This is a genomic window from Escherichia sp. MAL-1 (assembly GCF_052948035.1).
On the sequence record NZ_CM129609.1, the window covers coordinates 958,540 to 982,358 of the forward strand.

24 protein-coding genes are annotated in these 23,819 nt (G+C 52.0%); 17 read left to right on the forward strand and 7 right to left on the reverse strand.

All coding sequences use genetic code 11. From position 1 onward, the window contains the following. Positions 1-10: 10 nt before the first annotated feature. Positions 11-1,213, forward strand: a complete 1,203-nt coding sequence (gene ubiI / locus ACU8XX_RS04745) for an FAD-dependent 2-octaprenylphenol hydroxylase (RefSeq protein ID WP_001192185.1) — start codon at positions 11-13, stop codon at positions 1,211-1,213. 73 nt (positions 1,214-1,286) lie between these two features. On the opposite strand, the gene ACU8XX_RS04750 is transcribed toward ubiI, so the two are convergent. Beyond that, complete coding sequence (locus ACU8XX_RS04750) at positions 1,287-1,370, reverse strand: hypothetical protein (protein ID WP_122056850.1); 84 nt, start codon at positions 1,368-1,370, stop codon at positions 1,287-1,289. 289 nt (positions 1,371-1,659) lie between these two features. Between ACU8XX_RS04750 and gcvT the strand changes: the two genes are divergently transcribed. The 4 genes from gcvT to ACU8XX_RS04770 all read left to right on the forward strand — a co-directional run bounded on the left by gcvT (position 1,660) and on the right by ACU8XX_RS04770 (position 7,167). Continuing rightward, the gene (gene gcvT / locus ACU8XX_RS04755; protein ID WP_060773221.1) at positions 1,660-2,754 is read left to right on the forward strand and encodes a glycine cleavage system aminomethyltransferase GcvT; all 1,095 of its coding nucleotides are present in this window, start codon (positions 1,660-1,662) and stop codon (positions 2,752-2,754) included. A 23-nt stretch (positions 2,755-2,777) separates the two neighbouring features. Beyond that, positions 2,778-3,167: a glycine cleavage system protein GcvH gene (gene gcvH / locus ACU8XX_RS04760; RefSeq protein ID WP_001338825.1), complete on the forward strand. Its 390-nt coding sequence runs from the start codon at positions 2,778-2,780 to the stop codon at positions 3,165-3,167. A 117-nt stretch (positions 3,168-3,284) separates the two neighbouring features. Continuing rightward, entirely contained in the window at positions 3,285-6,158 is a 2,874-nt protein-coding gene (gene gcvP, locus ACU8XX_RS04765) for an aminomethyl-transferring glycine dehydrogenase (RefSeq protein ID WP_240765369.1), read from the forward strand. Between the two features lie 265 nt (positions 6,159-6,423). Next, entirely contained in the window at positions 6,424-7,167 is a 744-nt protein-coding gene (locus ACU8XX_RS04770) for an SDR family oxidoreductase (RefSeq protein ID WP_000951964.1), read from the forward strand. Positions 7,168-7,223: 56 nt separating this feature from the next. On the opposite strand, the gene bglA is transcribed toward ACU8XX_RS04770, so the two are convergent. Then, positions 7,224-8,657: a 6-phospho-beta-glucosidase BglA gene (gene bglA, locus ACU8XX_RS04775; protein WP_001336277.1), complete on the reverse strand. Its 1,434-nt coding sequence runs from the start codon at positions 8,655-8,657 to the stop codon at positions 7,224-7,226. Positions 8,658-8,701: 44 nt separating this feature from the next. Between bglA and yqfB the strand changes: the two genes are divergently transcribed. Together yqfB and trhA are read left to right on the forward strand one after the other, a co-directional pair. After that, positions 8,702-9,013 (forward strand): N(4)-acetylcytidine aminohydrolase, encoded by a 312-nt coding sequence (yqfB, locus tag ACU8XX_RS04780; protein ID WP_001182957.1) that lies wholly within the window; start codon positions 8,702-8,704, stop codon positions 9,011-9,013. A 163-nt stretch (positions 9,014-9,176) separates the two neighbouring features. Then, the gene (trhA, locus tag ACU8XX_RS04785) at positions 9,177-9,836 is read left to right on the forward strand and encodes a PAQR family membrane homeostasis protein TrhA (protein WP_000250274.1); all 660 of its coding nucleotides are present in this window, start codon (positions 9,177-9,179) and stop codon (positions 9,834-9,836) included. 195 nt (positions 9,837-10,031) lie between these two features. Here the strand turns inward: trhA and ygfZ are convergent, their stop codons facing one another. Then, positions 10,032-11,012 (reverse strand): tRNA-modifying protein YgfZ, encoded by a 981-nt coding sequence (gene ygfZ, locus ACU8XX_RS04790; RefSeq protein WP_000886083.1) that lies wholly within the window; start codon positions 11,010-11,012, stop codon positions 10,032-10,034. 242 nt (positions 11,013-11,254) lie between these two features. Here ygfZ and sdhE point away from each other — a divergent pair, with 242 nt between their 5' ends. Together sdhE and ACU8XX_RS04800 are read left to right on the forward strand one after the other, a co-directional pair. Next, positions 11,255-11,521, forward strand: coding sequence for an FAD assembly factor SdhE (gene sdhE, locus ACU8XX_RS04795; RefSeq protein ID WP_000354046.1), 267 nt, complete (start codon positions 11,255-11,257; stop codon positions 11,519-11,521). Then, positions 11,502-11,909, forward strand: a complete 408-nt coding sequence (locus ACU8XX_RS04800) for a protein YgfX (RefSeq protein ID WP_000244777.1) — start codon at positions 11,502-11,504, stop codon at positions 11,907-11,909. The genes sdhE and ACU8XX_RS04800 overlap by 20 nt, the downstream gene beginning before the upstream one ends. A gap of 39 nt (positions 11,910-11,948) precedes the next feature. On the opposite strand, the gene fldB is transcribed toward ACU8XX_RS04800, so the two are convergent. Next, a complete protein-coding gene (gene fldB / locus ACU8XX_RS04805) occupies positions 11,949-12,470 on the reverse strand; it encodes a flavodoxin FldB (RefSeq protein WP_001055874.1) in 522 nt (173 codons plus the stop codon). A 111-nt stretch (positions 12,471-12,581) separates the two neighbouring features. Here fldB and xerD point away from each other — a divergent pair, with 111 nt between their 5' ends. The 5 genes from xerD (at position 12,582) to lysS (ending at position 18,668) form a co-directional block, all read left to right on the forward strand. Next, positions 12,582-13,478 (forward strand): site-specific tyrosine recombinase XerD, encoded by an 897-nt coding sequence (xerD, locus tag ACU8XX_RS04810; RefSeq protein ID WP_000806628.1) that lies wholly within the window; start codon positions 12,582-12,584, stop codon positions 13,476-13,478. 24 nt (positions 13,479-13,502) lie between these two features. Further along, positions 13,503-14,213 carry a bifunctional protein-disulfide isomerase/oxidoreductase DsbC gene (gene dsbC, locus ACU8XX_RS04815; RefSeq protein ID WP_000715214.1) on the forward strand — a complete coding sequence of 237 codons (711 nt, stop codon included), beginning with the start codon at positions 13,503-13,505 and terminating at the stop codon, positions 14,211-14,213. A 5-nt stretch (positions 14,214-14,218) separates the two neighbouring features. Continuing rightward, positions 14,219-15,952: a single-stranded-DNA-specific exonuclease RecJ gene (gene recJ / locus ACU8XX_RS04820; protein ID WP_000813201.1), complete on the forward strand. Its 1,734-nt coding sequence runs from the start codon at positions 14,219-14,221 to the stop codon at positions 15,950-15,952. A 90-nt stretch (positions 15,953-16,042) separates the two neighbouring features. Further along, a protein-coding gene (gene prfB / locus ACU8XX_RS04825; protein ID WP_001701073.1) for a peptide chain release factor 2 occupies positions 16,043-17,141 on the forward strand; the annotation gives its coding sequence in 2 pieces (ribosomal slippage) (positions 16,043-16,117 and positions 16,119-17,141; 1,098 coding nt in all). 9 nt (positions 17,142-17,150) lie between these two features. After that, positions 17,151-18,668, forward strand: a complete 1,518-nt coding sequence (lysS, locus tag ACU8XX_RS04830; protein ID WP_000003071.1) for a lysine--tRNA ligase — start codon at positions 17,151-17,153, stop codon at positions 18,666-18,668. 42 nt (positions 18,669-18,710) lie between these two features. Here the strand turns inward: lysS and idi are convergent, their stop codons facing one another. Further along, positions 18,711-19,259, reverse strand: coding sequence for an isopentenyl-diphosphate Delta-isomerase (gene idi / locus ACU8XX_RS04835; RefSeq protein WP_001192794.1), 549 nt, complete (start codon positions 19,257-19,259; stop codon positions 18,711-18,713). A gap of 54 nt (positions 19,260-19,313) precedes the next feature. Here idi and ACU8XX_RS04840 point away from each other — a divergent pair, with 54 nt between their 5' ends. Beyond that, on the forward strand, positions 19,314-19,385 hold the full coding sequence (locus tag ACU8XX_RS04840) for a protein YqfH (protein WP_120795390.1): 72 nt from the start codon (positions 19,314-19,316) through the stop codon (positions 19,383-19,385). Here ACU8XX_RS04840 and yqfG read toward each other — a convergent pair. Beyond that, complete coding sequence (gene yqfG, locus ACU8XX_RS04845) at positions 19,382-19,507, reverse strand: protein YqfG (protein ID WP_001050745.1); 126 nt, start codon at positions 19,505-19,507, stop codon at positions 19,382-19,384. The genes ACU8XX_RS04840 and yqfG overlap by 4 nt on opposite strands. Position 19,508: 1 nt before the next feature. After that, positions 19,509-20,957 (reverse strand): urate/proton symporter UacT, encoded by a 1,449-nt coding sequence (uacT, locus tag ACU8XX_RS04850; RefSeq protein WP_001295374.1) that lies wholly within the window; start codon positions 20,955-20,957, stop codon positions 19,509-19,511. A gap of 435 nt (positions 20,958-21,392) precedes the next feature. Between uacT and ygfT the strand changes: the two genes are divergently transcribed. Both ygfT and ACU8XX_RS04860 read left to right on the forward strand, forming a co-directional pair. Next, the gene (ygfT, locus tag ACU8XX_RS04855; RefSeq protein ID WP_016242369.1) at positions 21,393-23,312 is read left to right on the forward strand and encodes a formate-dependent uric acid utilization protein YgfT; all 1,920 of its coding nucleotides are present in this window, start codon (positions 21,393-21,395) and stop codon (positions 23,310-23,312) included. After that, positions 23,312-23,800 carry a 4Fe-4S dicluster domain-containing protein gene (locus ACU8XX_RS04860; RefSeq protein WP_000838428.1) on the forward strand — a complete coding sequence of 163 codons (489 nt, stop codon included), beginning with the start codon at positions 23,312-23,314 and terminating at the stop codon, positions 23,798-23,800. The genes ygfT and ACU8XX_RS04860 overlap by 1 nt, the downstream gene beginning before the upstream one ends. Positions 23,801-23,819 lie beyond the last annotated feature (19 nt).

Below are 23,819 nucleotides of genomic sequence, written 5' to 3' on the forward strand. Positions count from 1 at the left end.
GGAATAAACAATGCAAAGTGTTGATGTAGCCATTGTTGGTGGCGGCATGGTGGGGCTGGCGGTTGCCTGCGGCTTACAGGGGAGCGGCTTACGCGTTGCCGTACTGGAGCAGCGCGTACCGGAACCTCTGGCGGCGGATGCACCACCACAACTGCGCGTTTCGGCTATCAATGCCGCCAGCGAAAAATTACTCACCCGTCTTGGCGTCTGGCAGGACATTCTCTCTCGTAGGGCCAGTTGTTATCACGGTATGGAAGTGTGGGACAAAGACAGTTTTGGTCACATTTCGTTTGACGATCAAAGCATGGGCTATAGCCATCTTGGGCATATCGTTGAAAACTCAGTGATTCACTACGCGCTGTGGAACAAAGCGCAGCAGTCGTCAGATATCACTCTGTTGGCCCCCGCAGAATTACAGCAGGTCGCCTGGGGAGAAAATGAAACTTTCCTGACGCTGAAAGATGGCAGCATGTTAACGGCGCGTCTGGTGATTGGCGCGGACGGTGCTAATTCCTGGTTGCGCAACAAAGCAGATATTCCGCTGACTTTCTGGGATTATCAGCATCACGCGCTGGTAGCGACCATTCGCACGGAAGAACCGCATGATGCGGTGGCGCGGCAGGTTTTCCATGGCGAAGGCATTCTGGCCTTTTTACCGCTTAGCGATCCGCATCTTTGCTCAATTGTCTGGTCACTGTCGCCAGAGGAAGCGCAGCGGATGCAGCAGGCAAGTGAAGATGAATTTAATCGCGCGTTAAATATCGCTTTTGATAATCGCCTGGGCTTATGCAAGGTTGAGAGCGCGCGTCAGGTGTTCCCACTGACGGGGCGTTATGCGCGCCAGTTTGCCGCGCACCGTCTGGTGCTGGTGGGCGACGCCGCGCATACCATTCACCCGCTGGCGGGGCAGGGAGTAAATCTCGGCTTTATGGATGCTGCAGAGCTGATTGCTGAACTGAAACGGTTGCATCGTCAGGGGAAAGACATCGGGCAGTACATTTACCTGCGCCGGTATGAGCGTAGCCGCAAGCACAGTGCGGCGCTGATGCTGGCTGGTATGCAGGGATTCCGCGATCTGTTTTCCGGTACCAATCCGGCGAAAAAACTGCTGCGTGATATTGGTTTGAAACTGGCCGACACGCTTCCTGGCGTTAAACCACAACTTATCCGCCAGGCAATGGGATTAAACGATTTGCCTGAATGGCTGCGTTAAAAATTTCTCTTCTGCTGTTTATTTGATACCCATCACACTTTCATCTCCCGGTTTTTTCGCCGGGAGATTTTCCTCATTTGAAATAAACTAATTTCACCTCCGTTTTCGCATTATATTTTCTAATGTCATTATTTTTTGATTTAGTGTTTTTTGACATTTTTTTAGCTCTTAATATTGCCTTATTCAAATTAGCTTTCTAATGGCATCATCTTTATATAGAAACTGGTGTGTTTTTTGGTTTTTTATTCTGTCGCGATTTTGGCGTTTTTTAACCATAAGCTAATGTGATGATCAATTTTACCTTATGGTTAACAGTCTGTTTCGGTGGTAAGTTCAGGCAAAAGAGAACGATTGCGTTGGGGACCGGGAGTGGCTCCGATGCTGGGTTTCGTGGTGATAATTTCACCATGAAAAGTTGTCAGCCCCGCTTATTCAATGAGGACAAGATGGCACAACAGACTCCTTTGTACGAACAACACACGCTTTGCGGCGCTCGCATGGTGGATTTCCACGGCTGGATGATGCCGCTGCATTACGGTTCGCAAATCGACGAACATCATGCGGTACGTACCGATGCCGGAATGTTTGATGTGTCACATATGACCATCGTCGATCTTCGCGGCAGCCGCACCCGGGAGTTTCTGCGTTATCTGCTGGCGAACGATGTGGCGAAGCTCACCAAAAGCGGCAAAGCCCTTTACTCGGGGATGTTGAATGCCTCTGGCGGTGTGATAGATGACCTCATCGTCTACTACTTTACTGAAGATTTCTTCCGCCTCGTTGTTAACTCCGCCACCCGCGAAAAAGACCTCTCCTGGATTACCCAACACGCTGAACCTTTCGGCATCGAAATTACCGTTCGTGATGACCTTTCCATGATTGCCGTGCAAGGGCCGAATGCGCAGGCAAAAGCTGCCACACTGTTTAATGACGCCCAGCGTCAGGCGGTGGAAGGGATGAAACCGTTCTTTGGCGTGCAGGCGGGCGATCTGTTTATTGCCACCACTGGTTATACCGGTGAAGTGGGCTATGAAATTGCGCTGCCCAATGAAAAAGCGGCCGATTTCTGGCGTGCGCTGGTGGAAGCGGGTGTTAAGCCATGTGGCTTGGGCGCGCGTGACACGCTGCGTCTGGAAGCGGGCATGAATCTTTATGGTCAGGAGATGGACGAAACCATCTCTCCTTTAGCCGCCAACATGGGCTGGACTATCGCCTGGGAACCGGCAGATCGTGACTTTATCGGTCGTGAAGCCCTGGAAGTGCAGCGTGAGCATGGTACAGAAAAACTGGTTGGTCTGGTGATGACCGAAAAAGGCGTGCTGCGTAATGAACTGCCGGTACGCTTTACCGATGCGCAGGGCAACCAGCATGAAGGCATTATCACCAGCGGTACTTTCTCCCCGACGCTGGGTTACAGCATTGCGCTGGCGCGCGTGCCGGAAGGTATTGGCGAAACGGCGATTGTGCAAATTCGCAACCGTGAAATGCCGGTTAAAGTGACAAAACCTGTTTTTGTGCGTAACGGCAAAGCCGTCGCGTGATTTACTTTTTTGGAGATTGATTGATGAGCAACGTACCAGCAGAACTGAAATACAGCAAAGAACACGAATGGCTGCGTAAAGAAGCCGACGGCACTTACACCGTTGGTATTACCGAACATGCTCAGGAGCTGTTAGGCGATATGGTGTTTGTTGACCTGCCGGAAGTGGGCGCAACGGTTAGCGCGGGCGATGACTGCGCGGTTGCCGAATCAGTAAAAGCGGCGTCAGACATTTATGCGCCAGTAAGCGGTGAAATCGTGGCGGTAAACGACGCACTGAGCGATTCCCCGGAACTGGTGAACAGCGAACCGTATGCAGGTGGCTGGATCTTTAAAATCAAAGCCAGCGATGAAAGCGAACTGGAATCACTGCTGGATGCGACCACATACGAAGCATTGTTAGAAGACGAGTAACGGCTTTATTCCTCTTCTGCGGGAGAGGATCAGGGTGAGGAAATTTACGCCTCACCCTCACTCTCTTCGTAAGGAGAGAGGTTCACAATTCACTGCACGTTTCAGGAACCATCGCTCATGACACAGACGTTAAGCCAGCTTGAAAACAGCGGCGCTTTTATTGAACGCCATATCGGACCGGACGCCGCGCAACAGCAAGAAATGCTGAATGCCGTTGGCGCACAATCGTTAAACGCGCTGACCGGCCAGATTGTACCGAAAGATATTCAGCTTGCGACCCCGCCGCAGGTTGGCGCACCGGCGACCGAATACGCCGCGCTGGCGGAACTCAAGGCTATTGCCAGTCGCAATAAACGCTTCACGTCTTACATCGGCATGGGTTACACCGCCGTGCAGCTACCGCCGGTTATCCTGCGTAACATGCTGGAAAATCCGGGCTGGTATACCGCGTATACTCCGTATCAACCTGAAGTCTCCCAGGGCCGCCTTGAAGCACTGCTCAACTTCCAGCAGGTAACGCTGGATTTAACCGGGCTGGATATGGCCTCTGCTTCTCTTCTGGACGAGGCCACCGCTGCCGCCGAAGCAATGGCGATGGCGAAACGCGTCAGCAAACTGAAAAATGCCAACCGCTTCTTCGTGGCTTCCGATGTGCATCCGCAAACGCTGGATGTGGTCCGTACTCGTGCCGAAACCTTTGGTTTTGAAGTGATTGTCGATGACGCGCAAAAAGTGCTCGACCATCAGGACGTCTTCGGCGTGCTGTTACAGCAGGTAGGCACTACCGGTGAAATTCACGACTACACTGCGCTTATTAGCGAACTGAAATCACGCAAAATTGTGGTCAGCGTTGCCGCCGATATTATGGCGCTGGTGCTGTTAACTGCGCCGGGTAAACAGGGCGCGGATATTGTTTTTGGTTCGGCGCAACGCTTCGGCGTGCCGATGGGCTACGGTGGCCCACACGCGGCATTCTTTGCGGCGAAAGATGAATACAAACGCTCAATGCCGGGCCGTATTATCGGTGTATCGAAAGATGCAGCTGGCAACACCGCTCTGCGCATGGCGATGCAGACTCGCGAGCAACATATTCGTCGTGAGAAAGCGAACTCCAACATTTGTACTTCCCAGGTACTGCTGGCAAACATCGCCAGCCTGTATGCCGTTTATCACGGCCCGGTTGGCCTGAAACGTATCGCTAACCGCATTCACCGTCTGACCGATATCCTGGCGGCAGGCCTGCAACAAAAAGGTCTGAAGCTGCGCCATGCGCACTATTTCGACACCTTGTGTGTGGAAGTGGCCGACAAAGCGGGCGTACTGACGCGTGCCGAAGCGGCTGAAATCAACCTGCGTAGCGATATTCTGAACGCGGTTGGGATCACCCTTGATGAAACCACCACGCGTGAAAACGTAATGCAGCTTTTCAACGTGCTGCTGGGCGATAACCACGGCCTGGACATCGACACGCTGGACAAAGACGTGGCTCACGACAGCCGCTCTATTCAACCTGCGATGCTGCGCGACGACGAAATCCTCACCCATCCGGTGTTTAATCGCTACCACAGCGAAACCGAAATGATGCGCTATATGCACTCGCTGGAGCGTAAAGATCTGGCGCTGAATCAGGCGATGATCCCGCTGGGTTCCTGCACCATGAAACTGAACGCCGCCGCCGAGATGATCCCAATCACCTGGCCGGAATTTGCCGAACTGCACCCGTTCTGCCCGCCGGAGCAGGCCGAAGGTTATCAGCAGATGATTGCGCAGCTGGCTGACTGGCTGGTGAAACTGACCGGTTACGACGCCGTTTGTATGCAGCCGAACTCTGGCGCACAGGGCGAATACGCGGGCCTGCTGGCGATTCGTCATTATCATGAAAGCCGCAACGAAGGGCATCGCGATATCTGCCTGATCCCGGCTTCTGCGCACGGAACTAACCCCGCTTCTGCACATATGGCAGGAATGCAGGTGGTGGTTGTGGCGTGTGATAAAAACGGCAACATCGATCTGACTGATCTGCGCGCGAAAGCGGAACAGGCGGGCGATAACCTCTCCTGTATCATGGTGACTTATCCTTCTACCCACGGCGTGTATGAAGAAACGATCCGTGAAGTGTGTGAAGTCGTGCATCAGTTCGGCGGTCAGGTTTACCTTGATGGCGCGAACATGAACGCCCAGGTTGGCATCACCTCACCGGGCTTTATTGGCGCAGACGTTTCACACCTTAACCTGCATAAAACTTTCTGCATTCCGCACGGCGGTGGTGGTCCGGGTATGGGACCGATCGGCGTGAAAGCGCATCTGGCACCGTTTGTACCGGGTCATAGCGTGGTGCAAATCGAAGGCATGTTAACCCGTCAGGGCGCGGTTTCTGCGGCACCGTTCGGTAGCGCCTCTATCCTGCCAATCAGCTGGATGTACATCCGCATGATGGGCGCAGAAGGGCTGAAAAAAGCAAGCCAGGTGGCAATTCTTAACGCCAACTATATTGCCAGCCGCCTGCAGGATACCTTCCCGGTGCTGTATACCGGTCGCGACGGTCGCGTGGCGCACGAATGTATTCTCGATATTCGCCCGCTGAAAGAAGAAACCGGCATCAGCGAGCTGGATATTGCCAAGCGCCTGATCGACTACGGTTTCCACGCGCCGACGATGTCGTTCCCGGTGGCGGGTACGCTGATGGTTGAACCGACTGAATCTGAAAGCAAAGTGGAACTGGATCGCTTTATCGACGCGATGCTGGCTATCCGCGCAGAAATTGACCAGGTGAAAGCCGGTGTCTGGCCGCTGGAAGATAACCCGCTGGTGAACGCGCCGCACATTCAGAACGAACTGGTCGCCGAGTGGGCGCATCCGTACAGCCGTGAAGTTGCAGTATTCCCGGCAGGTGTGGCAGACAAATACTGGCCGACGGTGAAACGTCTGGATGATGTTTACGGCGACCGTAACCTGTTCTGCTCCTGCGTACCGATTAGCGAATACCAGTAATTCACTGATTCGACTATCTTCTAAAGGCGCTTCGGCGCCTTTTTAGTCAGATGACAAAGTACAAAAGCGCTCAGACAGTCCCCTCACCCCTTTGGGGAGAGGGTTAGGGTGAGGGGAACAGGCCGGCACTGGCGCGAATATTTACCCTCACCCCGGCCCTCTCCCTGAAAGGGCGAGGGGAAAAGCGTGCCAACATTGAAGATTGAGCCAGTTTGTTAGCAATCTCAAAGATACGTCAACGAATTAATTTTTCTCGGAAAAACAAATGGCTATAGCACTTGTGACCGGTGGCAGTCGCGGCATCGGGCGGGCAACTGCATTACTGTTGGCGCAAGAAGGGTATACGGTGGCGGTTAATTATCAGCAAAACCTCCACGCGGCGCAGGAAGTGATGAACTTAATAACGCAAGCCGGTGGCAAAGCATTCGTGCTCCAGGCGGATATCAGCGACGAAAACCAGGTCGTTGCGATGTTTACAGCAATCGATCAGCACGATGAACCGCTAGCAGCGCTGGTCAATAACGCCGGGATCTTGTTTACCCAGTGCACCGTTGAAAACCTTACCGCAGAGCGAATCAACCGAGTACTTTCCACCAACGTGACGGGATATTTTCTCTGCTGCCGCGAGGCGGTAAAACGCATGGCGCTTAAAAATGGTGGCAGTGGCGGCGCTATCGTCAATGTCTCTTCGGTGGCCTCACGGTTGGGTTCGCCAGGGGAATATGTTGATTACGCGGCATCGAAAGGGGCGATTGATACGTTAACCACCGGACTATCGCTGGAAGTCGCCGCGCAGGGGATCCGCGTTAACTGCGTGCGGCCAGGGTTTATTTATACCGAAATGCACGCCAGCGGCGGCGAGCCTGGACGCGTCGATCGCGTTAAGTCGAACATCCCCATGCAGCGTGGTGGACAGGCAGAAGAGGTCGCGCAGGCCATTGTCTGGCTACTAAGTGATAAAGCCTCTTACGTCACGGGAAGTTTTATCGATTTGGCGGGCGGGAAATAAAACAGGGAAGTTGTCTGACCGGATGCAACAAGTATTGCATCCGGTACTTCATCGACTTAAAGCTTCTCGCCGTTGCTGGCAATCACCTCTTTGTACCAGTTAAAGCTCTTCTTACGTGAACGCGACATATCGCCAGTACCGTCGTCATGTTTATTCACATAGATAAAGCCGTAGCGTTTGCTGTACTGCCCGGTGGTGAACGACACGCAGTCGATGCAGCCCCACGGTGTGTAGCCCATCAGATCCACGCCATCGTAAGTCACCGCTTTTTTCATCTCTTCGATATGGGCGCGCAGGTAGTCAATGCGGTAGTCGTCGTTGATGCTGCCATCTTCTTCCACTTTGTCGTAAGCGCCAAAACCGTTTTCGACAATAAACAGCGGCCTCTGATAACGCTCATACAGTTCGCAAAGTGCATAGCGCAGACCTACTGGATCAATCTGCCAGCCCCAGTCAGATGCTTTAACATACGGGTTTGGTACGCTGCCTTCAAAACCAGAGATCGCATCGCCGGTGCCGCCTTCGGCCTTCACTGCATTGGTCATGTAATAGCTGAAACCAAGATAATCGCAGGTGCCTTCACGCAGCACATCCAGATCGCCGTCTTCCATTTTGATGTTAAATCCGCGACGCTCCCACTCGTTCAACACATAGGACGGGTAATAGCCGCGTAGCTGCACATCGGTAAAGACGTAGCGTTCGCGCATCGACTCCTGAGCGAACATCACATCGTCCGGGTTACAGGAGTAAGGATAGAGCGGCACCATCGCCAGCATACAGCCGACTTTCATCTCCGGGTTAATGCGACGCGCAGCTTTCACCGCCAGGGCGCTGGCGACAAACTGGTGATGCAGCACCTGATACATCGTCTCTTCCGGGTTTTCATGCTCGGTATACACCACGCCGGAGCAGCAGTAACCGAACAGCGGTGCACGCCAGTTACGCTGGTTGTTAATTTCGTTGAAGGTCATCCAGTATTTGACTTTGTGCTTATAGCGTTCAAATACCACTTCCGCGAAACGTACAAAGAAATCAACCACTTTACGGTTGGTCCAGCTACCGTATTGCTGCACCAGATGCAGCGGCATTTCAAAGTGGGAGAGGGTGATCACCGGTTCGATGTTGTATTTCAGCAGTTCATCGAACATATCATCGTAGAACTTCAGCCCTTCTTCGTTTGGCTGAGCTTCATCGCCTTTTGGAAAAATGCGCGTCCAGGCAATGGATGTACGAAAACATTTGAAGCCCATTTCGGCAAATAGCTTGATGTCTTCCTTATAGTGACCATAAAAATCAACGGCTTCATGGTTTGGATAGTATTTTCCTGGCAAGACTTCTTTGGTGATTTCGCGCGGCACGCCGTGTGCGCCACCGGTCAGAACGTCACAAATGCTCGGCCCTTTTCCGCCTTTGTTCCAGCCGCCTTCGACCTGATGAGCGGCAACTGCGCCGCCCCATAAGAAATCTTTCGGTAAGGTGAGTTTTTTCACTATCATAGGCTCCAGATGAGTCAATTCTTACAGGAAATAGTACCATGCAGCCAAACGACATCACTTTTTTTCAACGTTTCCAGGATGACATTCTGGCTGGGCGTAAAACCATCACCATCCGCGACGAGTCTGAATCGCACTTCAAAACGGGTGATGTGCTTCGTGTCGGACGTTTTGAAGATGACGGTTATTTTTGCACGATTGAAGTCACCGCAACCTCAACCGTAACGCTGGATACGCTGACGGAAAAACATGCAGAGCAGGAAAATATGACCCTGACTGAACTGAAAAAAGTCATTGCTGACATCTATCCCGGTCAGACACAATTTTATGTGATTGAATTTAAATGTCTTTAAATTGAACTCACGCCTGTTAGTTGAAATTTCGCATTTAATTTCATGATTTTTAGGAGATTAGTCTCAAATCAGAATTTATTTTAGCTAACAGGTGTTCACTGGAACTATTCTCAGTTACGCTGGAGAGGTATACATGTGCGTGTACGTTTCTCCGGAGTAAGTTATGGTTCAGAAGCCCCTCATTAAGCAGGGATATTCACTGGCAGAGGAAATAGCCAACAGCGTCAGTCACGGCATTGGGTTGGTGTTTGGTATCGTTGGGCTGGTGTTGCTACTGGTTCAGGCGGTGGATCTTAATGCCAGCGCCACAGCGATAACCAGCTACAGCCTCTATGGCGGCAGTATGATCCTGCTGTTCCTCGCTTCGACGCTCTATCACGCCATTCCTCATCAACGGGCAAAAATGTGGCTGAAGAAATTTGACCATTGCGCTATTTACCTGTTGATTGCCGGAACCTACACGCCGTTTTTGCTGGTGGGGCTGGATTCTCCGTTAGCGCGCGGGTTGATGATTGTTATCTGGAGCCTGGCATTGCTGGGTATTCTGTTTAAACTGACCATCGCGCACCGATTCAAAATTTTATCTCTGGTGACCTATCTGGCGATGGGCTGGCTGTCGCTGGTGGTAATTTATGAAATGGCAGTTAAGCTCGCGGCGGGCAGCGTTACCTTACTGGCGGTAGGCGGCGTGGTTTATTCGCTCGGGGTGATTTTCTACGTCTGCAAACGCATTCCATACAACCATGCCATCTGGCACGGCTTCGTGCTCGGCGGTAGTGTGTGCCACTTTCTGGCGATCTATTTGTATATTGGGCAGGCGTAATGGGTGTGCCTTTGTAGGCATGATAAGACGCGTCAGCGTCGCATCAGGCATCGGAGCGCAACCGCCGGATGCGGCGTGAACGCCTTATCCGACTTACGGGCCTCGCCCCTGTTGTGATAAAGGTATCAAATCCCAGGCATGATAAGACGAGTCAGCGTCGCATCAGGCGATAAATGCCTGATGCGATAAAGAGATTTACTCTTCGAGCGAATACGGCAGCGGCTCGATATGCAATGTATTCGCATCGTCGCGTACGCGGAAGATGCTGTCCGGTTCCATATCGTTATTCATGACGACTTGTACCACGACCTGGCCATCTTCCAGTTTTACCGCAGCCAGCACCGTACCGGTGCGACGCCAGTTCTCGCCCATTTTCAGCTCTAAGTCTTCACCAGCTTCCGGCAGTCGGCTGGCACTACCTGTCAGCAACCAGAGCGCGCGTTTGTTGGCACCACGGAATTTTGCTCGCGCCACCATCTCTTGTCCGGTATAGCAGCCTTTCTTAAAGCTGATACCGCCCAGCGCCTGGAGGTTGGTCGCCTGTGGGATAAACTGCCCGCTGTTGGCGGCATCAATCACCGGGAAACCAGCTTCAATGTTTAATGCCAGCCACTGTTGGCTATTGTTCAGTTCCGCTTCACCGCGCAGTTTATCGGTCAGCATATTGGCAGTAGCTTCATCGGTTACGATCAGGAAACGTTCTGCCGGATGTTCAAACCATAGCAGGGTAGTCGCATCTTCTCTGATAACCTGCTTTTCCTTCGAAGGTAATACACTAAAGAGGTTTGCCAGCGCGGCGCGCGCCTGAAAACCGGCAACACCAAGCAGCACACGCTCGTCGTCTGGCGCGATGGTCACTTTAGAGAATACCGCATATTTTTTCAGTTCAGTCAGCTGCGGTTCACGCACGCTGCGCCGTTCAATCCACGCAAAGCCATCGCCGTCGCGGAACAGACGTAAATTGCTCCACATTTTACCTTTGGCGTCGCAATGGGCGGCCAGCAGGTGCTGATCTTCTGTCATTTGGCTAACGTCTGCTGTCACCTGACCCTGCATATATTTTTCGCTGTCCGCGCCAGTAATGGTGGCAAGCGCCCAGTCATCAAGCGTCATCAGTGTCAGTGGCAAACGGGCAGAAGCCGTAGGCTGACGGGGCGGAAAAGGTGTAAAAGCCATAATAGAGTCCTGAGTTGCTTAACGGCGTATTAATGACTAATGGTAAAAGAGCTATGAGGCAATGCAAGTGCTTTCACTACGCGATCTGTGCCTTCTGCGAGGCGACTTCCAAAAAAATGAAGCCCTTGAATTGTTGTGAATTAATTTCGCGATCGCGATTGTGTTTACTGATATTCCCGTAAAAGAAGTCGAAAAACACGTTACAATAGCGGGGTACTGGATTTTCGTGAGACAGGAAGACGATGGACATTAACAACAAAGCCCGCATTCATTGGGCATGCCGCCGTGGTATGCGCGAACTCGATATTTCAATCATGCCGTTTTTCGAACATGAGTATGACAGCTTAAGCGATGACGAAAAACGCATCTTTATTCGTCTGCTGGAATGTGACGATCCGGACCTGTTTAACTGGCTGATGAATCACGGTAAACCGGCCGATGCAGAACTGGAAATGATGGTCCGACTCATCCAGACACGGAACCGGGAACGTGGTCCTGTGGCAATCTGATTTGCGCGTCTCCTGGCGCGCACAGTGGCTTTCCTTGCTGATTCATGGGCTGGTTGCCGCTGTTATTTTACTCATGCCCTGGCCGCTCAGTTACACCCCGTTATGGATGGTGTTACTTTCGCTGGTGGTGTTTGATTGCGTTCGCAGCCAGCGGCGTATTAATGCTCGCCAGGGGGAAATTCGCTTGTTGATGGACGGGCGTTTGCGTTGGCAAGGGCAGGAGTGGAGCATCGTCAAAGCACCGTGGATGATTAAGAGCGGCATGATGCTGCGTTTACGTTCTGATGGCGGTAAACGGCAACATTTATGGCTGGCAGCCGACAGCATGGACGAAGCCGAATGGCGGGATTTACGGCGGATATTGTTGCAACAAGAGACGCAAAGATAAAGATGACGGCAAAGCATATGTGCTAAGCCGTCAGTGACATCAGGCGTAATGCTCTGCCATTTCGTTGAGGATTTGCTCGCACCAGCTCTGAATACGCTCGTCGCTAAGGTCATACTGGTTAGTTTCATCCAGCGCCAGACCCACGAACAGTTGCCCGTCAGCAATCACCGGTTTCGGGCTGGTAAATTCATATCCTTCCGTTGGCCAGTAGCCGACGAACTTTACGCCTTTGGTCGAGAGTTTGTCATGCAGCATACCGAGCGCATCGAGGAACCACTCGCCGTATCCCAGTTGATCGCCAAGCCCATACAGCGCAACAATTTTACCTTCGAGGTTCAGGTCGTCGAGCTGATCCCAGACGGCTTCCCAGTCTTCCTGGATTTCACCAAAATCCCAGGTCGGGATACCCAGAATGAGCACATCGTACTGCTCCATTAATTTCGGGGAGTCGTCCTTGAGGTTATGTAAGGTCACCAGTTCTGGGCCGATAATATCGCGGATTTTTTCTGCCGCCATTTCGGTGTAACAGGTGCTGGAACCGTAAAAAAGACCCATATTCATAACGTAAGCTTCTCGATTCTGCTGTGGCTTTTGTGGCTAGTGTATCAGAATCGCTTTAGTCACGGCACAATAAGGCATAATGGATCAAATGAGTGACCATAAGGGGCGCAAGTGAAACAGGATCTGGCACGCATCGAGCAGTTTCTTGATGCTCTGTGGCTGGAAAAAAATCTGGCTGAAAATACGTTGAACGCTTACTGTCGCGATCTGTCAATGATGGTGGAGTGGTTGCATCACCGCGGGTTGACGCTGGCGACGGCGCAAAGTGACGATTTGCAGGCATTACTGGCAGAACGGCTGGAGGGCGGGTATAAAGCCACCAGCTCAGCGCGTTTGCTGAGTGCAGTGCGCCGATTGTTCCAGTATCTTTATCGCGAAAAGTTTCGTGAAGACGATCCCAGTGCGCATCTCGCTTCACCGAAATTGCCCCAGCGTTTGCCAAAAGATTTAAGCGAAGCGCAGGTTGAACGTTTATTACAGGCACCATTAATTGATCAGCCACTGGAGCTACGCGATAAAGCCATGCTTGAAGTGTTGTATGCTACCGGGCTGCGTGTCTCTGAACTGGTCGGGCTGACAATGAGTGATATCAGTCTGCGTCAGGGCGTAGTGCGGGTCATTGGTAAAGGCAACAAAGAGCGCCTGGTGCCGTTAGGTGAAGAGGCGGTTTACTGGCTGGAAACCTATCTGGAACATGGGCGTCCGTGGCTACTGAATGGTGTGTCAATTGACGTGTTGTTTCCCAGCCAGCGTGCGCAGCAGATGACGCGACAGACCTTCTGGCACCGCATTAAACATTATGCCGTGCTGGCGGGTATCGACAGCGAAAAGCTGTCACCGCATGTGTTGCGTCACGCTTTTGCCACTCACTTATTAAATCATGGTGCGGATTTACGCGTGGTGCAGATGCTACTGGGCCACAGCGATCTCTCCACCACGCAAATTTATACGCATGTCGCTACCGAGCGTCTGCGGCAACTTCATCAACAGCATCACCCGCGGGCGTGATGTCTGAAAAGAACGGGAAGATTTATGAAGAAAGGTTTTATGTTGTTTACTTTGTTAGCGGCGTTTTCAGGCTTTGCTCAGGCTGATGACGCGGCAATTCAACAAACGTTAGCCAAAATGGGCATCAAAAGCAGCGATATTCAGCCCGCGCCCGTAGCTGGCATGAAGACAGTTCTGACTAACAGCGGTGTGTTGTACATCACCGATGATGGTAAACATATCATTCAGGGGCCAATGTATGACGTTAGCGGCACGGCTCCGGTCAATGTCACCAATAAGATGTTGCTAAAGCAGTTGAATGCGCTTGAAAAAGAGATGATCGTTTATAAAGCGCCGCAGGAAAAACACGTCATCACCGTGTTTACTGATATTACCTGTGGTTACTGCCACAAACTGCATGAGCAAATGGCAGACTACAACGCACTGGGGATCACCGTGCGTTATCTTGCTTTCCCGCGCCAGGGGCTGGACAGCGATGCAGAGAAAGAAATGAAAGCTATCTGGTGTGCGAAAGATAAAAACAAAGCGTTTGATGATGTGATGGCAGGTAAAAGCGTCGCACCAGCCAGCTGCGACGTGGATATTGCCGACCATTACGCACTTGGCGTCCAGCTTGGCGTTAGCGGTACTCCGGCAGTTGTGCTGAGCAATGGCACACTTGTTCCGGGTTACCAGCCGCCGAAAGAGATGAAAGAATTCCTCGACGAACACCAAAAAATGACCAGCGGTAAATAATTCGCGTGAAACAACAGATACAACTTCGTCGCCGTGAAGTCGATGAAACGGCAGACTTGCCCGCGGAATTGCCTCCCTTGCTGCGCCGTTTATACGCCAGCCGGGGAGTACGCAGTGCGCAAGAACTGGAACGCAGTGTTAAAGGTATGCTGCCCTGGCAGCAACTGAGCGGCGTCGAAAAGGCCGTTGAGATCCTTTACAACGCTTTTCGCGAAGGAACGCGGATTATTGTGGTCGGTGATTTCGACGCCGACGGTGCCACCAGCACGGCTCTAAGCGTGCTGGCGATGCGCTCGCTTGGTTGCAGCAATATCGACTACCTGGTACCAAACCGTTTCGAAGACGGTTACGGCTTAAGCCCGGAAGTGGTCGATCAGGCCCATGCCCGTGGCGCGCAGTTAATTGTCACGGTGGATAACGGTATTTCCTCCCATGCGGGAGTTGAGCACGCTCGCTCGTTGGGCATCCCGGTTATTGTTACCGATCACCATTTGCCGGGCGACACATTACCCGCAGCGGAAGCGATCATTAACCCTAACTTGCGCGACTGTAATTTCCCGTCGAAATCACTGGCAGGCGTGGGTGTGGCGTTTTATCTGATGCTGGCGCTGCGCACCTTTTTGCGCGATCAGGGCTGGTTTGATGAGCGTAACATCGCAATTCCTAACCTGGCAGAACTGCTGGATCTGGTCGCGCTGGGGACAGTGGCGGACGTCGTGCCGCTGGACGCTAATAATCGCATTCTGACCTGGCAGGGGATGAGTCGCATCCGAGCCGGAAAGTGCCGTCCGGGGATTAAAGCGCTGCTTGAAGTGGCAAACCGTGATGCACAAAAACTCGCCGCCAGCGATTTAGGTTTTGCGCTGGGGCCACGTCTCAATGCTGCCGGACGACTGGACGATATGTCCGTCGGTGTGGCGCTGTTGTTGTGCGACAACATCGGCGAAGCGCGCGTGCTGGCAAATGAACTCGATGCGCTAAACCAGACGCGAAAAGAGATCGAACAAGGAATGCAAATTGAAGCCCTGACTCTGTGCGAGAAACTGGAGCGCAGCCGTGACACGCTACCCGGCGGGCTGGCAATGTATCACCCCGAATGGCATCAGGGCGTTGTCGGTATTCTGGCTTCGCGCATCAAAGAGCGTTTTCACCGTCCGGTTATCGCGTTTGCGCCAGCAGGTGACGGTACGCTGAAAGGTTCCGGTCGCTCCATTCAGGGGCTGCATATGCGTGATGCGCTGGAGCGATTAGACACACTCTACCCTGGCATGATGCTGAAGTTTGGCGGTCATGCGATGGCGGCGGGTTTGTCGCTGGAAGAGGATAAATTCAAACTCTTTCAACAACGGTTTGGCGAACTGGTTACTGAGTGGCTGGACCCTTCGCTATTGCAAGGCGAAGTGGTATCAGACGGTCCGTTAAGCCCGGCCGAAATGACCATGGAAGTGGCGCAGCTGCTGCGCGATGCTGGCCCGTGGGGGCAGATGTTCCCGGAGCCGCTGTTTGACGGTCATTTCCGTCTGCTGCAACAGCGGCTGGTGGGCGAACGTCATTTGAAGGTGATGGTCGAACCGGTCGGCGGCGGTCCACTGCTGGATGGTATTGCTTTTAATGTCGATACCGCCCTCTGGCCGGATAACGGCGTGCGCGAAGTGCAACTGGCTTATAAGCTCGATATCAACGAGTTTCGCGGCAACCGCAGCCTGCAAATTATCATCGACAGTATCTGGCCAATTTAGCGTCATCTTCTCTATAAAAAAGAGCGTGGATTGGGTACAATCCCGCTCTTATCACCGCATTTTGACTAGCTCAATAAAAGAAATCAGACCATGTTTGAAATTAATCCGGTAAATAATCGCATTCAGGACCTCACGGAACGCTCCGACGTTCTTAGGGGGTATCTTTGACTACGACGCCAAGAAAGAGCGTCTGGAAGAAGTAAACGCCGAGCTGGAACAGCCGGATGTCTGGAACGAACCCGAACGCGCACAGGCGCTGGGTAAAGAGCGTTCCTCCCTCGAAGCCGTTGTCGACACCCTCGACCAAATGAAACAGGGGCTGGAAGATGTTTCTGGTCTGCTGGAACTGGCTGTAGAAGCTGACGACGAAGAAACCTTTAACGAAGCCGTTGCTGAACTCGACGCCCTGGAAGAAAAACTGGCGCAGCTTGAGTTCCGCCGTATGTTCTCTGGCGAATATGACAGCGCCGACTGCTACCTCGATATTCAGGCGGGGTCTGGCGGTACGGAAGCACAGGACTGGGCGAGCATGCTTGAGCGTATGTATCTGCGCTGGGCAGAATCGCGTGGTTTCAAAACTGAAATCATCGAAGAGTCGGAAGGTGAAGTGGCGGGTATTAAATCCGTGACGATCAAAATCTCCGGCGATTACGCTTACGGCTGGCTGCGTACAGAAACTGGCGTTCACCGCCTGGTGCGTAAGAGCCCGTTTGACTCCGGCGGTCGTCGCCATACGTCGTTCAGCTCTGCGTTTGTTTACCCGGAAGTTGATGATGATATTGATATCGAAATCAACCCGGCGGATTTGCGCATTGACGTTTATCGCGCGTCCGGCGCGGGCGGTCAGCACGTTAACCGTACCGAATCTGCGGTGCGTATTACCCACATCCCGACCGGGATCGTGACCCAGTGCCAGAACGACCGTTCCCAGCACAAGAACAAAGACCAGGCCATGAAGCAGATGAAAGCGAAGCTTTATGAACTGGAGATGCAGAAGAAAAATGCTGAGAAACAGGCGATGGAAGATAACAAATCTGACATCGGCTGGGGCAGCCAGATTCGTTCTTATGTCCTTGATGACTCCCGCATTAAAGATCTGCGCACCGGGGTAGAAACCCGCAACACGCAGGCCGTGCTGGACGGCAGCCTGGATCAATTTATCGAAGCAAGTTTGAAAGCAGGGTTATGAGGAACCAACATGTCTGAACAACACGCACAGGGCGCTGACGCGGTAGTCGATCTTAACAATGAACTGAAAACGCGTCGTGAGAAGCTGGCGAACCTGCGTGAGCAGGGAATTGCCTTCCCGAACGATTTCCGTCGCGATCATACCTCTGACCAATTGCACGCAGAATTCGACGGTAAAGAGAACGAAGAACTGGAAGCGCTGAACATCGAAGTCGCCGTTGCTGGCCGCATGATGACCCGCCGTATTATGGGTAAAGCCTCTTTTGTTACCCTGCAGGACGTTGGCGGTCGTATTCAGCTGTACGTTGCCCGTGACGATCTTCCGGAAGGCGTTTACAACGAGCAGTTCAAAAAATGGGATCTCGGCGACATCCTCGGCGCGAAAGGTAAACTGTTCAAAACCAAAACCGGCGAACTGTCTATCCACTGCACCGAGCTGCGTCTGCTGACCAAAGCACTGCGTCCGCTGCCGGACAAATTCCACGGCTTGCAGGATCAGGAAGCGCGCTATCGTCAGCGTTATCTGGATCTCATCTCTAACGATGAATCCCGCAACACCTTTAAAGTGCGTTCGCAGATCCTCTCTGGCATTCGCCAGTTCATGGTAAATCGCGGCTTTATGGAAGTTGAAACGCCGATGATGCAGGTGATCCCAGGCGGTGCGGCTGCGCGTCCGTTTATCACCCATCATAACGCGCTGGATCTTGACATGTACCTGCGTATCGCGCCGGAACTGTACCTCAAGCGTCTGGTGGTCGGTGGCTTCGAGCGTGTATTCGAAATCAACCGTAACTTCCGTAACGAAGGTATTTCCGTACGTCATAACCCAGAGTTCACCATGATGGAACTCTATATGGCTTACGCAGATTACAAAGATCTGATCGAGCTGACCGAATCGCTGTTCCGTACTCTGGCACAGGATATTCTCGGTAAGACGGAAGTGACCTACGGCGACGTGACGCTGGACTTCGGTAAACCGTTCGAAAAACTGACCATGCGTGAAGCGATCAAGAAATATCGCCCGGAAACCGACATGGCGGATCTGGACAACTTCGACTCTGCAAAAGCGATTGCTGAATCTATCGGCATCCACGTTGAGAAGAGCTGGGGTCTGGGCCGTATCGTTACCGAGATCTTCGAAGAAGTGGCAGAAGCACATCTGATTCAGCCGACCTTCATTACTGAATATCCGGCAGAAGTTTCTCCGCTGGCGCGTCGTAACGACGTTAACCCGGAAATCACAGACCGCTTTGAGTTCTTCATTGGTGGTCGTGAAATCGGTAACGGCTTTAGCGAGCTGAATGACGCGGAAGATCAGGCGCAGCGCTTCCTGGATCAGGTTGCCGCGAAAGATGCAGGTGACGACGAAGCGATGTTCTACGATGAAGATTACGTCACCGCACTGGAACATGGCTTACCGCCGACAGCAGGTCTGGGGATTGGTATCGACCGTATGGTAATGCTGTTCACCAACAGCCATACCATCCGCGACGTTATTCTGTTCCCGGCGATGCGTCCGGTGAAATAAGCATTACGTTATGCTCATAACCCCGGCAAATGTCGGGGTTTTTTAATTGTGCTGCGCGAAAGCAGACAACAATTTTCTTGCTTCACTATTGGCTGCCTGCATCACCATCCACGGACTGAACGCCCACGGCGTGGCATCAATACCGTGTAATACATCTGCTAAATCACACCATTGATAATCCATCACTTCATCATCATTGATCTGTAACGCACTGGTCGTGCGTGCGGCAAATACCGGACACACTTCATTTTCCACAATGCCACTCGGATCGGTGGCGCGGTAGCGAAAGTCAGGATAGATAGATTCAGGAGGCGTAATTTCCACGCCAAGCTCATAACGGCAACGGCGGATCACTGCGTCTTCGTTGCTTTCTCCCAGTTGTGGGTGCCCACAAACCGAGTTAGTCCACACGCCAGGCCATGCTTTTTTGCTCAGTGCGCGGCGGGTAACTAATAATTGTCCTTTGGCATTAAACAGCCAACTGGAGAACGCGAGATGTAAGAGGGTGTCTGCCGTGTGTGCGGCATACTTTTCCAGCGTACCCGTGGGAACTCCCTGTGCATTCAATAAAATGACGTGTTCCGTTTGCATAATTTCTCACATGTAATTCTGATCACTCATCATTATAGATAATTGAAGAGTGAAATGATTAACCAAGTGAGCGTTTATCGACAACCGCCCGTTTTGAGCGGATGCCGACAGGTAAAAACCATTTAAAAAAGTAGCATCATATATTTGAAGCGACTTTCAATGGCCATTGCAACACAGTCAGAAATGACAGGAATAGAGAGAGTAAAAAGCAACAACAGACTGAATATAGCGCGCATTAAAAGATTCATATTATTCTCCATGCTCATTTTTCTTCAGCTTGCGCATCAGAAGCCACATACGTACTGTCCTGACTTTTAAATCTTTATCAGAGACGGATTCCTTCACCAGGTCAGCATGATGCTGATAGCCATTAAAGAAGACGTTCAGCACAACGGCGCTAAGGGTTGCGAGCATAATGCCGCTATGTAGCAGCGGTTGCAGTACGGCCGGTAACTTAGAAAAGAAATCGTGAGAGAGCGTCGGAGTCATGCCAACGCCGAGACTGATCGCCACAATATAGAGGTTGTAACGGTTGGTGGTGTAGTTACAGCGCGACAGAATTCGAATCCCTGTCGCCAGTACCATGCCGAACATCACCAGCCCAGCGCCGCCCAGCACAAATTGCGGAATGGAGGCGACCAGCACCGCCATTTTTGGCACCATGCCAAACAGGATTAATATAATTCCCGAAGAAATACACACCCAGCGGCTATGAACACGCGTCACGCTAACCAGGCCAACGTTTTGTGAAAATGACGTGTGGGGGAAGCTGTTAAACGTTCCGCCTATCATTGTCCCTACGCCATCGACACGCAGCCCGCGAATAATATCGTGTGAAGAGAGTTTACGACCGACTATTTCACCCAGTGCCAGGAACATCCCCATCGACTCGATAAACACGATGATTAACACGGCAGTCATGGTCAGAATGGAAACGGGATCGAAAATCGGCATACCAAACGACATCGGGGTGACAATCGCAAACCACGAGGCATCATGTAGCCCGGATAAGTTGACTTCATTCATCATCCACGAAAGTAAAAAGCCAAATACAATCCCCAGTAATACGGCGACGTTGGACATAAATCCTTTCGCATAGCGAGTAATGAGCAAGATAAAAATTAAGACGGCAAAGGAGATACCTAAATAAACGGGATTACCATATTGCGGATTCCCTTTACCTCCGGCGGCCCAGTCAATACCCACCTGAATGATGCTAAGCCCAATAGAAGTAATAACCACACCGGTAACCAGTGGCGGGAATAAAGGCATCAAGCGACCGATAAGTGGCGCTAATAATGTGGTGATAAAACCCGCGGCGATAGTGGCACCAAAGATCCCCAGCAGGCCGATATCCGGGTTCATCCCAATGGCTATCATTGGTGTTACAGCAGCAAAGGTCACCGACATAATCACCGGCAGGCGGATCCCCATAAAGCGGCCGATACCGATACATTGCAATAATGTGACGATCCCGCAGCAAAAGAGATCCGAGCTAATGAGCATCGCAATAGCTTCTTTTGAGAGGCCCAGTCGGTCACCAATCATAAGAGGAACAGCGACTGCACCTGCGTACATGACAAGGACGTGTTGCAGACCGAGTATGATCAGCTTTCCTGGTGATAATATGCGGTCAACCTCATCAGTTGGGCGGTCTTGCCCAGAAGATGAGGGAAGTTGGGAATCTATGGCGCTCATCAGTGTTTCTCCTTTCGCCCGCCAGAGTAAAAAGCAACCGTTTACGTTAATGAAACTGTCTAAACACATGCTCGTGGAGTGCCAGTTTTTGCGAGGAAGGGGAGTTAGAGACAGGAATTGCGGAGGCAATCACATAATCGTGGTTAAACCACGAAAATGAGAAGAGAACCTGACAATGGAATTATCTGTAATTTTCTCATATTGATATTTCATTAATCATTCTGGCATGTCGTACTCTCGCATTTAATCGTTTTTATCTGGATAGCACTCTTTTGATCGGCAATGTTGAAATAATGAAAGCGGCATAGATTGAGGGGCAATAATTTGAACTCAGTCGCAAAATTATAATTAAAACGGTCATGCTACCTAATATATGCCCGTTTATTGCATCGCGAAATTTGAGAAGACATAACTCATTAAATGAAAGGGATGCAAATGAATAAGTTTATCGCTGCTGAAGCTGCGGAATGTATAGGCTGTCATGCTTGTGAAATTGCCTGTGCGGTGGCACACAATCAAGAAAACTGGCCGCTGAGTCACAGTGACTTTAGACCGCGTATCCACGTTGTAGGGAAAGGCCAGGCTGCGAATCCGGTGGCCTGCCATCACTGCAACAATGCCCCTTGCGTTACGGCTTGTCCGGTTAATGCTCTGACTTTCCAGTCCGATAGCGTACAACTGGACGAGCAAAAATGTATTGGTTGTAAAAGATGCGCAATCGCTTGCCCCTTTGGCGTCGTTGAGATGGTCGATACGATTGCGCAGAAATGCGACCTTTGTAACCAGCGCAGTTCCGGCACGCAAGCCTGTATTGAAGTTTGCCCAACACAGGCGTTACGACTGATGGACGATAAAGGGTTACAGCAGATAAAGGTGGCCCGCCAGCGCAAAACGGCAGCAGGAAATGCGTCATCAGACGCTCAGCCATCTCGCAGTGCAGCGTTGCTCCCCGTTAACTCGCGTAAAGGCGCAGATAAAATTTCAGCAAGTGAACGGAAAAACCACTTTGGCGAAATCTATTGCGGGCTGGATCCACAACAAGCGACTTATGAGAGTGACCGCTGTGTTTATTGTGCCGAAAAAGCTAACTGCAACTGGCATTGCCCGCTGCATAACGCTATTCCGGATTACATCCGTCTGGTACAGGAGGGAAAGATTATTGAAGCGGCAGAACTTTGCCACCAGACCAGTTCCTTACCAGAAATCTGCGGCAGGGTATGTCCACAGGACCGTCTTTGTGAAGGCGCATGTACTTTGAAAGATCACTCTGGCGCAGTCACTATCGGTAATCTGGAACGCTACATCACCGATACCGCGCTGGCGATGGGCTGGCGTCCCGATGTCAGCAAAGTTGTTCCCCGTAGCGAAAAAGTGGCGGTGATTGGCGCTGGGCCAGCAGGGTTAGGGTGTGCTGATATTCTGGCGCGCGCAGGAGTTCAGGTTGATGTCTTTGATCGCCATCCAGAAATTGGCGGTATGCTGACTTTTGGCATTCCTCCTTTCAAACTCGATAAAACGGTATTAAGCCAGCGGCGAGAGATATTCACCGCAATGGGAATCGACTTTCATCTCAACTGTGAAATTGGCCGCGATATTACCTTTAGCGATTTAACTTCTGAATATGATGCAGTTTTCATCGGCGTGGGGACTTACGGGATGATGCGAGCAGATCTGCCGCATGAAGATGCGCCCGGTGTCATTCAGGCTCTACCGTTCCTGACTGCCCATACCCGCCAGCTCATGGGATTGCCGGAGTCTGAAGAGTATCCGCTGACGGACGTGGAAGGTAAGCGAGTCGTGGTATTGGGCGGTGGCGATACGACAATGGATTGTTTGCGGACTTCCATCCGCCTCAATGCCGCCAGCGTGACCTGCGCGTATCGTCGTGATGAAGTCAGTATGCCGGGCTCGCGCAAAGAGGTGGTTAATGCGCGCGAGGAAGGTGTCGAGTTTCAGTTCAATGTTCAACCGCAATATATCGCTTGTGACGAAGATGGGCGTTTAACTGCGGTGGGCCTGATTCGTACCGCCATGGGTGAGCCGGGGCCGGATGGTCGCCGTCGTCCTCGTCCGGTTGCGGGTTCAGAGTTTGAATTGCCCGCCGATGTTCTCATTATGGCCTTTGGTTTCCAGGCGCATGCCATGCCGTGGTTGCAGGGCAGCGGAATTAAACTCGATAAATGGGGCCTGATTCAAACCGGTGACGTCGGGTATTTACCTACCCAGACGCATCTGAAAAAAGTCTTTGCTGGTGGGGATGCAGTTCATGGCGCGGATCTGGTTGTCACTGCAATGGCCGCAGGAAGGCAGGCGGCGCGCGATATGTTAACTCTGTTTGATACGAAGGCATCGTGATGAAATCGTTAATTATCGTTAATCCGGCTGACTGTATTGGCTGCCGTACTTGTGAAGTAGCCTGTGTGGTCGCTCACCCTTCAGAACAGGAGTTGAATGCCGATGTCTTTTTACCCCGGCTGAAGGTACAGCGACTGGACAGCATCAGTGCGCCGGTGATGTGCCATCAGTGTGAAAACGCCCCTTGTGTTGGCGCTTGCCCCGTGGGGGCGCTGACGATGGGCGAGCAGGTGGTGCAGACCAATTCTGCCCGTTGTATTGGCTGTCAGAGTTGCGTCAGTGCGTGCCCGTTTGGAATGATCACCATTCAGTCGTTGCCGGGGGATACCCGGCAACAAATCGTGAAATGCGATCTCTGTGAACAGCGGGAAGAGGGGCCAGCCTGTGTTGAATCTTGCCCGACACAGGCGCTGCAGTTGCTTACTGAAAGAGAACTCAGGCGAGTCCGCCAGCAGCGTATTGTTGCCAGCGGTGAGAATCCTCTGTGAAAGAAATCTCCGCGCTGAA